Source organism: Delftia sp. DT-2, assembly GCF_028401915.1.
Classification (GTDB): Bacteria; Pseudomonadota; Gammaproteobacteria; order Burkholderiales; family Burkholderiaceae_C; genus Comamonas; species Comamonas tsuruhatensis.
The window spans coordinates 339,686-352,276 of record NZ_JAQOTI010000004.1; the positions used below are offsets into that span (position 1 = coordinate 339,686).

General features: G+C 68.5%; 13 protein-coding genes. 6 read left to right on the forward strand and 7 right to left on the reverse strand.

Annotated features, from left to right (window positions below; translation table 11 throughout):
- Positions 1-9 precede the first annotated feature (9 nt).
- From PO605_RS08935 to PO605_RS08945, 3 genes are all read left to right on the forward strand, one after another.
- Positions 10-1,038 (forward strand): tripartite tricarboxylate transporter substrate binding protein BugE, encoded by a 1,029-nt coding sequence (locus PO605_RS08935; protein ID WP_047472520.1) that lies wholly within the window; start codon positions 10-12, stop codon positions 1,036-1,038.
- A complete protein-coding gene (locus PO605_RS08940; RefSeq protein ID WP_047472521.1) occupies positions 1,035-2,462 on the forward strand; it encodes a M20 family metallopeptidase in 1,428 nt (475 codons plus the stop codon). Before PO605_RS08935 ends, PO605_RS08940 begins: the two co-directional genes overlap by 4 nt.
- Positions 2,463-2,680: 218 nt before the next feature.
- Complete coding sequence (locus tag PO605_RS08945) at positions 2,681-2,815, forward strand: DUF3149 domain-containing protein (protein WP_016445252.1); 135 nt, start codon at positions 2,681-2,683, stop codon at positions 2,813-2,815.
- A 52-nt stretch (positions 2,816-2,867) separates the two neighbouring features.
- Here PO605_RS08945 and PO605_RS08950 read toward each other — a convergent pair whose 3' ends face one another.
- From PO605_RS08950 to PO605_RS08965, 4 genes are all read right to left on the reverse strand, one after another.
- Complete coding sequence (locus tag PO605_RS08950; RefSeq protein ID WP_016445251.1) at positions 2,868-3,125, reverse strand: SlyX family protein; 258 nt, start codon at positions 3,123-3,125, stop codon at positions 2,868-2,870.
- The gene (locus tag PO605_RS08955) at positions 3,122-4,318 is read right to left on the reverse strand and encodes an aminotransferase-like domain-containing protein (RefSeq protein ID WP_016445250.1); all 1,197 of its coding nucleotides are present in this window, start codon (positions 4,316-4,318) and stop codon (positions 3,122-3,124) included. Before PO605_RS08955 ends, PO605_RS08950 begins: the two co-directional genes overlap by 4 nt.
- Positions 4,319-4,497: 179 nt before the next feature.
- Positions 4,498-5,484, reverse strand: a complete 987-nt coding sequence (locus tag PO605_RS08960; protein ID WP_272206301.1) for a Bug family tripartite tricarboxylate transporter substrate binding protein — start codon at positions 5,482-5,484, stop codon at positions 4,498-4,500.
- Between the two features lie 73 nt (positions 5,485-5,557).
- Complete coding sequence (locus PO605_RS08965; RefSeq protein ID WP_272206302.1) at positions 5,558-7,045, reverse strand: amidase; 1,488 nt, start codon at positions 7,043-7,045, stop codon at positions 5,558-5,560.
- Positions 7,046-7,161: 116 nt separating this feature from the next.
- On the opposite strand from PO605_RS08965, the gene PO605_RS08970 reads away from it, so the two are divergent.
- Positions 7,162-8,070 carry a LysR family transcriptional regulator gene (locus PO605_RS08970; RefSeq protein ID WP_016445247.1) on the forward strand — a complete coding sequence of 303 codons (909 nt, stop codon included), beginning with the start codon at positions 7,162-7,164 and terminating at the stop codon, positions 8,068-8,070.
- 62 nt (positions 8,071-8,132) lie between these two features.
- On the opposite strand, the gene PO605_RS08975 is transcribed toward PO605_RS08970, so the two are convergent.
- On the reverse strand, positions 8,133-9,203 hold the full coding sequence (locus tag PO605_RS08975; protein ID WP_016445246.1) for a PDDEXK nuclease domain-containing protein: 1,071 nt from the start codon (positions 9,201-9,203) through the stop codon (positions 8,133-8,135).
- Positions 9,204-9,413: 210 nt separating this feature from the next.
- Here PO605_RS08975 and nth point away from each other — a divergent pair, with 210 nt between their 5' ends.
- The gene (gene nth / locus PO605_RS08980) at positions 9,414-10,067 is read left to right on the forward strand and encodes an endonuclease III (RefSeq protein WP_016445245.1); all 654 of its coding nucleotides are present in this window, start codon (positions 9,414-9,416) and stop codon (positions 10,065-10,067) included.
- Positions 10,068-10,070: 3 nt separating this feature from the next.
- Here nth and PO605_RS08985 read toward each other — a convergent pair whose 3' ends face one another.
- Together PO605_RS08985 and PO605_RS08990 are read right to left on the reverse strand one after the other, a co-directional pair.
- Positions 10,071-11,078 carry a Bug family tripartite tricarboxylate transporter substrate binding protein gene (locus PO605_RS08985; protein WP_272206304.1) on the reverse strand — a complete coding sequence of 336 codons (1,008 nt, stop codon included), beginning with the start codon at positions 11,076-11,078 and terminating at the stop codon, positions 10,071-10,073.
- A gap of 47 nt (positions 11,079-11,125) precedes the next feature.
- Positions 11,126-11,614 carry a DUF3237 domain-containing protein gene (locus tag PO605_RS08990; RefSeq protein ID WP_272206305.1) on the reverse strand — a complete coding sequence of 163 codons (489 nt, stop codon included), beginning with the start codon at positions 11,612-11,614 and terminating at the stop codon, positions 11,126-11,128.
- 199 nt (positions 11,615-11,813) lie between these two features.
- On the opposite strand from PO605_RS08990, the gene PO605_RS08995 reads away from it, so the two are divergent.
- Complete coding sequence (locus PO605_RS08995) at positions 11,814-12,584, forward strand: helix-turn-helix transcriptional regulator (RefSeq protein WP_272206358.1); 771 nt, start codon at positions 11,814-11,816, stop codon at positions 12,582-12,584.
- Positions 12,585-12,591 lie beyond the last annotated feature (7 nt).

Genomic DNA, 12,591 nt, shown 5'->3' on the forward strand with positions numbered 1-12,591 from the left:
GTCCATGCCATGCAAGCCAAGCCCCTCTTACAGCCTCTCTCTCACCTGCCGCGCCGCACCCTGCTTTCCCTGGGCGCGGGCCTTTGCGCCGCGCTGTGCGGCCTCACCCTGGCCCGCACGGCCCATGCGGCCGACGCCTATCCGAGCAAGCCCGTCAAGCTCATCGTGCCCTTTGCGGCCGGCGGCTCCACCGACATCGTTGCGCGCGTGATCGCCGAAGGCCTGCGCAGCACGCTGGGCCAGCCCGTGGTGGTGGACAACAAGGCCGGCGCGGGCGGCCTGATCGGTACCGAAAGCATTGCCCAGGCCGCGCCAGACGGATACACCATCGGCATGGCCACGGTGAGCACGGCCACCATCAACCCCTCGCTGTACATGCGCGCCGCCAGGCTGGAAGGCAGGCTCCTGCCCGTGGCCAACCTGGTGACCATGCCATCGGTCTACATGGTCCATCCCAAGATGGGCGTCAAGGATTTCGCGGGGTTCCTGGCCAGGCTGCGCGCCCAGCCCGGCGCCTACAGTGCGGGCGTGCCGGGCCTGGGCACGCTGGGCCATCTGATGGTGGCGTCCTTCAACGAGACCATGAAGACCCAGATCCAGATCGTGCCCTATCGCGGCAACGGCCCGGCGCTCAACGACGCCCTGGCGGGCATGGTGCAGGTGATGACCGATCAGCTGCCTTCGGCCATGCCCCAGATCAAGGGTGGCAAGCTCATCCCCGTGGCACTGTCGGGCGACAGCCGCTCGCCCGATCTGCCCGATGTACCCACCTTCAAGGAGCTGGGCTATGCGCAGCTCAACGAGCTGGGCATCAGCTGGTTCGGCCTGGTCGTGCCGGCCGGCACGCCGCCCGCCATCGTCCGGCAGTTGCAGGAAGCGTCCACGAAGGCCGTGCGCCTGCCCGAGGTGCAAAAGCACCTGAAGCTGCTGGGCGCATCGGTCACCGAGATGGACCAGGGCCGCTTCCCTGCCCAGATCGCCAGCGAACTGCAGCGCAACAAGGCGCTGCTGGACAAGGCAGGAGTGAAGCCGGAATGAGCGCGGTCGATCATCTCCAGGATTTCTTCCAGCAGCAGTCCGCGCGCATGGCGGCCCTGGCCGACAGCATCTGGTCGCTGGCCGAGCTGCGCTATGCCGAGACGGCTTCGGCCCAGCTGCACATCGATGCGCTGGAGCAGGCCGGGTTTCGCATCACACGCGCCCTGGCCGGCATTCCCACCGCCTTTCTGGCCGAATGGGGCGACGAGGGCCCGGTGCTGGCGTTCCTGGGCGAGTACGACGCACTGTCGGGCCTGAACCAGCAAAGCGGCGCCCTGGTCTGCACGCCCTCCACCGACAGCCCGGGCCTGGCCGGCCACGGCTGCGGCCACCACCTGCTGGGCACCTCGGCACATTTCGCGGCCATCGCGCTGCAGGAGCACCTGCGCCGCAGCGGCGCCAAGGCGCGCGTGCGCTACTACGGCTGCCCGGCCGAGGAAGGCGGATCGGGCAAGACCTTCATGGCGCGCGCCGGGGTCTTCGACGATGTGGACACGGCGCTGACCTGGCACCCGGCCAGCTTCTCCGGCGTGTTCAGCCAGAGCACGCTGGCCAATATCCAGGCGAAGTTCGTCTTCCACGGCAAGGCCTCGCATGCCGCGCACTCCCCCCACCTGGGCCGCAGCGCGCTCGACGCCGTGGAGCTGATGAACGTGGGCGTGAACTACCTGCGCGAGCACATGCCCACCGATGCGCGCGTGCACTACGCCATCACCGACTCGGGCGGCCTGTCGCCCAACGTGGTGCAGGCGCGCGCCGAGGTGCTGTACCTGGTGAGGGCCGCACGCAACCACGAGGCGACCGCACTCTACGAGCGCGTGCAGAACGTGGCGCGCGGCGCCGCGCTGATGACGGATTGCCGGCTGGAGATCGTCTTCGACAAGGCCTGCTCCAACCTGCTGCAGAACCGCACGCTGAACCAGGTCATGTACGAACAGATGCAGGCCCTGGGCCCGCTGCGCGTGGACCCCGGACTGCACAGCCTGGCCGGCGACTTCCAGGCCACGCTGGACAGCAATGACGTGGACCAGGTCAGCCGCCCGCTGGCCAGCGTGCTGCGCGGCAAGGTGCCGGCCGTGTTCGAAGGCCTGGCGCCCTACGATCCTGCCGTGGAGGACACCCTGTTCGGCTCCACCGACGTGGCCGATGTGAGCTGGATCACGCCCACCGTCCAGGCCTGGGTGGCCTGCTACGCCTTCGGCACGCCGCTGCACTCCTGGCAGATGGTCTCGCAAGGCCAGTCCGGCCTGGCCCACGCCGGCATGGTGCGCGCCGCCCAGGTGATGGCGGCCACCGCCATCGCCCTGCTGCAGCGGCCCGAGCGCATGGCCGAGGCCAAGGCGGAGCTGCTCGAGCGCCGCGGCGGCCGACCCTATGCGTGCCCGATTCCTGCGGAGGTGCCCCTGCCGTTCATGCGGGGGTGATGGGCTTGGCTCGCCCTGGATGATCGACTCCTACCCCATGCCCAGTTCCCGGGCTTGCCCGGGCTTGCAGGGACTTGCAGGGGCTTGCTCCTTTGCGCTGCCGCAAACCCGCCCCGCCGCCGCGTTGACCCATCACAAGCCCTCCACGCCATGCCACGGCGATAGTCGGATCGGGACCCCACCGATACCTACAAACCACAGGAGGACTTGTGAAGCTGATGATCGATCTCTTTTCCACCGACTACGGGCTGATGAGCCTGGGCGTCATCGTCTTCATCCTGATCATGGCGGGCTTTTTCCTGCGCCTGTTCCTGGGCAAGATGAAGCACGTGGCCAACAAGCCGCTTGAATGAAAAGATGCCCAGGCAGGGCCTGGCCTGGGCATTCGCATGCAGCCCTGCGCACTCAATAGTGCGGGGGCAGCTCGTCGCGCAGATGGGTCGCACCGCCGGCAGGCCCGCCCTCCGGCACCCGTCGGCGCAGGTCGCGCAGCTCGTCCAGGAGCCGGTCGATCTGCTGCTGCTGGCGGTAGATGGTCAGGTTCAGCTGCTCCAGCAGGTCGTCGGTGTAGCTGGCCTTGATCTCCAGCTCCATCACGCGCGCCTGCAGGGCCTGGGCCTCGTCGCGTTCGCCGCTGCGCTCGTTGTCCCCAGCCACGCTCACGCCTTGAGCGCCTGGGCCAGGCGGGCGATGCCTTCGCGGATCTTGTCCTCGTCGGCCGTGGCGAACGAGAGGCGGAAGCTGGTGGCATCGGGGTTTTGCGCGAAGAACGGCGCGCCCGGCACAAAGGCCACGCCCTGGGCGATGGCCCGCTTGGCCAGCTCGCCGGCATCGGCCAGCGCGCCGCCCTTGCCGGTCAGGCGCACCCACAGGAACAGGCCGCCCTGGGGCTGCAGGAATTCCACGGCATCGCCGAGGTGCTCGCGCAGCGCATCGCCCATGGCCTTGGCGCGGCGCGCATAGACCTCGCGCACATGGGCCAGCGTGGCGGGCATGGCGCCGGACTTCAGGTACTGCGCGGCCGTGGCCTGGGCAAAGGTGCTGGTGTGGGCGTCGCTGAACTGCTTGCACATCACGGCGCGGGCCAGCAGCTCGGGCGGGGCCACCAGCCAGCCGATGCGCAGGCCGGGGCTGAGCACCTTGCTCAGCGAGCCGCAATGGGCCAGCCAGTCGCGGCTGCCGGGCACCTGGCTGGACAGGGCCAGCAGGCTGGGAGGTGGCGCCTCGCCAAAATACAGGTCGCCGTAGGGATCGTCTTCCACCACCAGGGTCTGGTACTTGACGGCCAGCTCCAGCACCTTCTTGCGGCGCTCCAGGCTCAGCATGGCGCCGCTGGGATTGCCGAAGGTGGGAATCAGGTAGACCAGCTTGGGGCGGTGCTCGGCAATGAGCTTTTCCAGCGCATCGACCTGGGCGCCTTCGGCATCGATGGGCGCGCTGATGACTTGCGCGCCGTACAGGCGAAAGCACTGGATGGTGGCCAGGAAGGTCGGGCCTTCCACGATGACCTTGTCGCCGGGGTTGATCATGGTCTTGCCCAGCAGGTCCAGCGCCTGCTGGCTGCCCGTGGTGACCACCAGTTGCTCGGGGGCCAGCTCACGCACGCCCTTGCCGGCCATGAAGGCGGCGATCTGCTCGCGCAGCGGCTGGTAGCCCTCGGTGGCGCCGTACTGCAGCGCGGCGCCCGGCTCCTGCTGCAGCGCTGCCTGGGAGGCGGCGCTGATGCCGGCCACGTCGAACATGGCGCTGTCCGGGAAACCACCCGCGAAGCTGATGATGCCGGGCTTGCCCAGCAGCTTGAACAGCTCGCGGATGGCGGAGGTTTCTACGTTGTTCAGACGGTCGGCGAATTGCATGGGCAGGATTCTCGTTGTCGATGCGATGAAAAGGCGAAGCCTGCATTGTCGCCAATCCTGCCGCAGCTTTCCTGCACGATGAGAAGTCCCCTGAGTCGCTTCGCGCCTTACCGTTGCACGGCGCCCCCCAAGGGGGACGACGCCATCTCTGCCCCCTCTCTCCCGGAAGGCAGCTGCGTTCAATCCACCTTGATGTCGGCCCTGGCGGCCACGGCGCGCATCTGCGGCAGTTCGCGCTCGATGCGCTCCTGCAGCGCGCTGCCCGGACCCCATGCGGGCGACAGGCCGATGTCCACCAGCTTCTTCTTCATGGCCGGCTCGGCCATGGTGTCAGCCAGCGCCTTTTCCAGCTTCTTCTGGATGGGAGCGGGCAGGCCGGCCGGTGCGAGGAAGGCAAACCAGGTGTCCATGGCAAAGCCGGGGTAGCCGCTTTCGGCCACGGTGGGCACCTGGGGCAGCAGGGGCAGGCGCTGCGGGCCCAGGGCCGCGATGGGGCGGATCTTGCCGGCCTTGATCAGCGGCGTAGTAGCCACCACCGTGTCCACGGCCACCTGCACCTGGCCGCCCATCAGCGCGGTCAGGCTGGGCGAGCTGCCGTTGAAGGGCACGTGCACCATGCGCATGCCCGTGGCGGTCTTGAGCATTTCGCCACCGAAGTGCACCGACGACCCCGTGCCGAAGGAGCCGTAGGACAGCTTGTCCGGATCGGCCTTGGCCAGGGCCACGAGTTCAGGCAGGGTGCGTGCAGGCGTTTCGTTGTGCGCCACCAGCACCAGCCCCATGTCGGCCACCAGGCCCAGCGGCGTGAAGCTGCGCAGCGGATCGTAGGGCAGCGGGTTGCGGATCATGGGGTTCAGCGTCAGCGTGGTGCTGGCGCCCAGCAGCAGCGTGTAGCCGTCGGGCGGCGCCTTGGCCACCAGCGCGCCCGCCACCACGGTGCCCGCGCCGGGACGGTTTTCCACCACCACGGGCTGGCCCAGACGCTCTCCCAGCGATGTGGCCAGCAGGCGGCCCAGGATGTCGGTGGCGCCGCCGGGCGCAAAGGGCACGACCAGCTTGATCGGGCGATCCGGGTAGGACTGGGCCTGGGCATGCGCCAAGGGCAAGGCAAGCACAGCGGCGCCGGCCATCAGGCACGACAGAAAACGGGAACGGGACAAGGCCATGGCACGGATCTCCTGGGGAACGAGGGAACGGGAACCTGGGAACAGCTCAATGCGGCAATTCAGTCGTCAGTCTTCAGTCGAGCAGCGGGCTGCGCACGCGCGACAAGCCGCTGGTCTGGTCATAGGCATGGCCGATCTGCAGCACGGCCAGGTCGGCCTGCGCCGGGCCGATGATCTGCAGCCCGGCAGGCAAGCCCTGCGGCCCGAAGCCCGCAGGCGCGGCCAGGGCCGGAAGGCCGGCCATGGTGGCAGGCACCACGGTCTGCATCCAGCGGTGGTAGGTGTCCATCTCGCGGCCGTCCACGGCGTGAGGCCAGTCCAGCGCTGCGTCGAAGGGAAAGACCTGGGCGGAGGGCAGTACCAGAAAGTCGTAGCTGTCGAACAGGCGGCGCAATGTTTCATACCAGGCCGAGCGCACGCGCGCCGCGTCATAGACGGCCATGGCCGGCAGCGCCAGGCCGCGCTCGATTTCCCAGACGGCCTCGGGCTTGAGCAGGGCGCGTTTGGCCGGATCGTTGTACAAGGCGGCGTTGGCGCCGGCCACGCTGAAGCTGCGCAGGTCGATCCAGGCGCGCCACAGGCGCTCGAAATCGAACTGCGGCACGGCCTCCTCCACCGTGCAGCCTGCGGCCGTGAAATGCTGCAGCGCCGCCCGGCAGGTCTGCAGCAGGCCAGGCTCGGTGGGCAGGTGCCCGCCCAGGTCCCCCAGCCAGCCGATGCGCAGGCCCTTGCAGTCGCGCTGCAGCTGCGCGGTCCAGTCCTGGGGCGGCTCGCTGCGGCGGGTCAGCGGCAGGCGCGCATCAAAGCCTGCCTGCACGGACAGCAGCAGAGCCAGGTCGGGGATGTCGCGCGCCATGGGACCGGCCACGCTGAACTGCTGGAAGAACACCTCTTCCGAGGGGCCATGCGGCACGCAGCCCACCGAGGTGCGCAGTCCGTAGACATGGTTGAAGGCGGCCGGCGTGCGCAGCGAGCCCATCATGTCCGAGCCATCGGCCACGGGCAGCATGCGCAGCGCCACGGCCACGCCCGCCCCGCCGCTGCTGCCGCCTGCCGATCGCGAAGGATCGAAGGCATTGCGCGTGGTCCCGTAGACCGGGTTGTAGGTATGCCCGCCCAGGCCGAACTCGGGCGAATTGCTGCGTGCCACGAAGAGCGCACCGCCTGCGCGCATGCGCTCGAACACCACGCAATCGGCCTGCGACAGCTGGTTCGCGAAGATCGGCGATCCCTTGGTCGTGACCATGCCTGCGGCCGGCATGATGTCCTTGGGCGCCTGCGGAAAGCCGTGCAGCGGCCCCAGGCTCTGGCCGCGCGCCAGCAGCGTATCCAGCTCGCGGGAGCGGCCGCGCAGCCAGTCCCGGTCCAGCGGAGCCACCAGCGCATTGACCACGGGGTTGAGCCGGTCGATCTGCGCGCAGTAGGCATCCAGCACTTCCAGGCAGGACAGCTCGCGGCCGTGGATGGCCTTGGACAGCGCGACGGCCGACATCTCCACCACGGCACCGCCCCCGGTGGCCAGACCCGGCTGCAGCGCAGCGGCGCTTGTGCTTGACTCCATGGATTTCCTCGTTTTTGTGACAGAACGAAGTCAGCATAAGCAGGCGCAAATATTTCGACAATCGCCATTTTCTCGGCTTATCGTTGCGTTTTCCGCAAACCATAAATGGGAGCCACATGCTTTCCAACCGCCTTCAGGACACGGCCCTGCGCTACTTTCTCGAAGTGGTGCGCAGCGGCTCGGTCAGCGATGCCGCCGCTCGGCTCAACGTCTCGCCCTCGGCCGTGAGCCGCCAGGTCGCCGGTCTGGAAGAGATGCTGGGCGTGCCGCTGTTCGAGCGCCGCCCGCGCGGCATGGCGCCCAGCCCGGCAGGCGAGCTGCTGGCCGCCCACGCGCGCCGCGGTGCGCTGGAGGCCGACCGCGTGGTCTCGGATATCGAGGCCCTGCAGGGCCTGCGCCGGGGCGTGGTGCGCGTGTGCAGCTCGGGCGGCTTTGCCATCGAATTCCTGCCGCGCGCCATGGCGCTTTTCCGCGAACAGTACCCGGGCATGCAGTTCCACCTGCGTGTGGAGGCGCCTGCCGCCGTGACCCAGGCCGTGCTGGGCGGCGAGGCCGATGTCGGCCTGACCTACAGCCGCGCGGCGGCACGTGACATCGAGGTCTGGCACCGCCAGGTCTCGCCCGTGGTCGCCATCATGCGGCCCGACCACGCACTGGCCCGGCATGCCAGCATCACCCTGGCCCAGATGCATCCCCATGCCATTGCCCTGCCCGAGGACGCCAACACCGCGCGCCAGCTGTTCGACATTGCCTGCAGCCACCGGCGCCTGGTGTTCGAGCCTGCCCTGGTCAGCGGCCAGTTCGAGACCCTGGTGCACTTCGTGCTGCATGGCGGCGGCCTGTCATTGGGTGGTGAGGTCACCATGCGCGAGCGTGTGCGCCGTGGCGAACTGCATGCGGTGCCCATACGCGAACGCGGCATGAATGCACGCGCCATCGAACTGCAGACCCTGGCAGGCCGCACGCTGTCCAAGGGAGTGCGGGCCTTCGTGGAGCATCTGCGGGAGCTGCTGCCTCCCGGGTAAGAAGACGAAGTAGAAGAAGCAGAGAAAGACGGAAGGGATGGACTGCAGGCCGGCGTCCGTGCTCAGCCCTGCCCGACTTCCAGGTGGCACTGTGCCCAGTGCCACTGCGCCCGGCGCGTGGCCTCCCGCAGCCGCTGGGCCAGCACATGGCGAGCAGGCAGGCCGGGCAGATACTCGGCCATCTGGACGCCGCCGCGGCCCAGCTCCAGCAGCTCGATCTGCTCCGAGCTGTTGCCCGAGCACAGCATGATGCCCAGCGGCGCATCCTCGCCCGGCTCATGCTCATGCCGATCCAGCCAGCGCAGGTAGTGCTCCATCCGATCCTTGTCCTCGGCCGCGAATTCGCCCACCTTCAGCTCCACCGCCACCAGCCGCCGCAGCCTGCGGTGGTAGAACAGCAGGTCAAGCTGGAAATCCTGGTCATCCATCTGCATGTGCCTTTGCCGCGCCACCAGGCTGAAGCCCATGCCCGACTTCAGGAAAAAGGCTTCCATCTCGCGGATGACGGCCGCCTGCAGGTCGCCCTCCTGCCAGGCATCGTGCAGCCCCAGGAAGTCGAGGATGTAGGGGTCTCGCATGAACAGCGCTGGCGACATGCGCTCGGTGGCTCGCTGCGTGGGCTCCTGCGCGACCAGCGTGTCCGCATCGAAGGACAGCACGGTGCGCTCGTACAGCCGGGAATCGATGCGGCTGCGCAGCGTGCGGGCGCTCCAGCGCTCAATGCTCGCCATGCTGGCGTAGTACTCGCGCTGCAGGGCGTCCTTGAGCGGAATCAGCGCGATGAAATGCGCCCAGCTCAACTGCCGCGTGGGCGAGATGACCAGGGGCTCATCAGGAAAGGTGGTGGAGAACTGCACCATGCGCCACAGGTTCTTTTCCGAGAAACTGCCGCCATAGCCCTGGACCAGATGCCCGGCCAGGGAGGGCAGGACCTTGTCGCTGCAGCCGGCCTGCCGCACCTCGGATTCGCAGTCATGGATGTGCTGGCCGATATGCCAGTACAGCAGGGTCATTTCGCTGTTGATGGTGGAAGCCACCCGAAGCCGCGCGGCCTCGATCAGGTCGCGGACATCACCCAGCAGGGTCTGCGCCGCCGCGATCGCGGGAGAAACGGATATCTTGCGAGTGGCCATGCGGTCGCCCCCTCCTGGTGGCGTGTTGTCTGTATGTGTGGTGTCGGCGGAATCGATCCGGCCCACTATTGCCATGCGGCCCCAGCACGTCAACGCCACAACGGCATAACCAGACGATCTGGCCCTCGCAGACATCAAAAACCAGAACAGTCCTAGAAATCACACTTGCACGACAATGCTCGCCACATCGATGGACACGCGCTTCCCACAATGAAAACCACCAGCATCGAACCCTTCTTCGCCACACTCAAGGCCGCCAACCCCTCGCCCCAGACCGAGCTGGAATACACCAACGTGTTCGAGCTGCTGTCTGCCGTGCTGCTCTCGGCCCAGGCCACGGACGTGGGCGTGAACAAGGCCACGCGCAAGCTGTTTCCCGTGGCCAATACGCCCCAGGCCATCCTGGACCTGGGACTTGAAGGGCTGGAGGGCTACATCAAGACCATCGGCCTGTACCGCAGCAAGGCCAAACACCTGATGCAGACCTGCCAGATCCTGGTCGAGCGCCACGGCGGCCAGGTGCCGCGCACGCGCGAGGAACTGGAAGCCCTGCCCGGCGTGGGCCGCAAGACGGCCAACGTGGTGCTGAACGTCGCCTTTGGCCAGCCCACCATGGCCGTGGACACGCACATCTTCCGCGTGGGCAACCGCACGGGCCTGGCGCCAGGCAAGACGCCGCTGGCCGTGGAGATGCAACTCATGAAGCGCGTGCCCCCGGCCTATGCCGTGGACTCGCACCACTGGCTCATCCTGCTGGGCCGCTACGTCTGCCAGGCCCGCAAGCCACGCTGCTGGGAGTGCGTGGTGGCGCCGTACTGCGACTACTCGCCCAAGACGCCTGCACCGGCTGCGGGCAAGCGCTGAGCCTCAATCGGCCTTGAACCCCGTGGCCGCCACGGCCTTGCCCCAGGTGACCGTGTCGGCGCGCATGATGCGGGCGAGCTCGTCGCCCGTGGTGCCCGTCACGCGGAAACCGGCTTCTTCCAGCCGGCTGCGGCTGCCCTCCTGCTGCAGGGCGCGCACGATGTCGGCCTGCAGCCTGGCCACGATCTCGGGCGGTGTCTTGGCGGGCGCGACCACGCCGAACCAGGAATTGAACTCCAGAGACGGATAGCCCTGCTCCCCGATGGTCGGCAGATCGGGCATGGACGGGGTGCGCGTGGCGCCCGTGCTGCCCAGGGCCGTGAGCTTGCCGGCCTTGACCTGGGGCGCGGCCAGGGCCGCCGTGGCAAAGACGGCCTGCACGTCGCCGCTGAACAGGCCGCCCAGGGCATCGTTGGTGTTCTTGTAGTGCACGGGCTCGGGCTTGAGCTGCACGGCATTGCCGAACATGAAGGCACCGAAGTGGCCGGGCGTGCCGGCGCCGAAGGTGGCGATGAACAGTTCCTTGCGCTGGCGCGCCCAGGCCACGAAATCGGGCACATTGCGGGCCGGCACCTTCTGCGGATTGACCAGCAGCACGAAGTCGGAGGTGACGACCTGACTGACGGGCACAAAGTCCTTTTGCGGGTCGTAGGGCAGGCGCTGGTAGGTGTTGGGCGCAATGCTGAGCTGGCCGGTCTCGCCCAGCATCAGCGTGTAGCCGTCAGGCACGGCGCGTGCCGCCTCGCTGGCGGCGATGAGGCCGCCAGCGCCCGGCTTGTTGTCCACGACCACGCCCAGGTTGCCCCATTGCTCGGAGAGTTTCTGCGCGAGCAGGCGCGCCACGATGTCCGGCCCCGTTCCCGCAGGAAAGCCGACGAGCAGGCGCACAGGCTTGCTCGGGAAGGCCGGCTGGGCGCCGACCACGGTCCAGGGAGCCAGCCCGGTGGCCAGCACGGCGGCAAGTGCGCAGGCCACGGCGTTGCGGCGCGACTTCGATGCCTGGTTTTTCATGTGTCTTGTCTCCTGCATTGTGGGTATCGAGAGGGGAAAGGCGCGGCTCAGAGCAGTTCGTGAAAGCGCATCTGCACGCGGTCGGGATGGCGCGCGCCGGTGCCGAAGAACAGGCGCTCGTTGATCCAGGCCAGCGCACGGCTGGCCGTCTCCATGCGGGGCGCGCAGCGGAAATAGATGTGCGCGGGGTCCACAGGCTCGCCGCGCGCCAGCTTTGCCATGTGCGCCGGGTCGCCGCTGCGCAGCGCCTGGTTGCAGACATAGATCAGGTCGCCGGCATCGGTCTCCAGCACATAGCGCGCATCGAGCTCGGCCAGCCCGGCGTGCACGATGCGCTGGAAGTCCGCGCCTCCGGGCAGCACGCGCGCGCTCCAGCCGTCGCCCCGGGCCGTGCCGCCCAGGATGGGGATCAGCCGGCGCCCGCCGTGCGCCGTGGCACCGACCTCCTGCGGCGGGCCTACCTGCACGCTCAGGTCGGCGAAGAAGCGAAAGCGCGGATCGGGCAGGGCCGCAAGCTGCGGCACGTTGTCTGGCATGGTTCTGGGGCTCCGGTGAATTGGATCGGGACCTAGCATAAGCACCATTGCCCGGGCCGGCCGTCATCCCGGAAGATGACAACGCCCTGCCCGCCCCTGCCATCCCTTGAGACACTGGACCGCCCCCTCCGACACCCCTGACGCCAGCGCCCTGGGCGCCCATGCGTCCGGCCACGCGCCCAGCCACGCCATCGGCCACATGGTCGCCAGCCTGGGCGAGCCCGGCTTCGCCCGGCAGGTGCTGGAGGTCATGAACCCGCTGCTGCCCGCCGCCTCCTGGTCGGTCTACCGCACGGGGCAGCGCAGCCGGCCGCAGCTGTTCCTGTCGGCCAGCAGCGAGGCGCGCGACACCACGCGCGAGTGCTGGCGCGCCTATCTCTCAGGCCCCCATCTGCGCGACAGCACGTGGAAGCACGGCGGCACAGCGCCGGCACGCAGCACGGCGCTGTGCCACATCACGGCCCAGGAGGTGGAAGGCGAGCACCGCGCCCTGGTCTACGACGCGCACGGCATGGCCGAGCGCGTGTCCATCGTCGAGCACCAGGACGACGGCGGTGTGTTTGCCGTCAATTTCTATCGCCACCAGCACCAGAGGGCACTGGGCGATGCGCAGATCGGCTGCTTCGAGAGCATGGCGCCCGTGCTGCTGGCCCTGGCGCACAAGCACATTGCGCTGACGCAGGCGCAGCCCGCCGTGGCTGCGGCATCGGCGTCCCCAGCCCTCCAGCCCAGACAGCGCCAGACATTGCCCGCCCTGCGCATGCGCCTGCTGCAGGCACAGCCCGGCCTGACGCCGCGCGAACTCGATGTGTGCGCCCGTTTGCTGCAGGGCATGACGCACGAGGGCATTGCCTGCGACCTGTCCCTGAGCCTGCCCACCGTCAAGACCTACCGTAACCGCGCATTTGCACGGCTGGGCATCCACTTTCGCAGCGAGCTGTTCGCGCTGGCCATGGAGCCGCAGGGCTGAAGGGGCC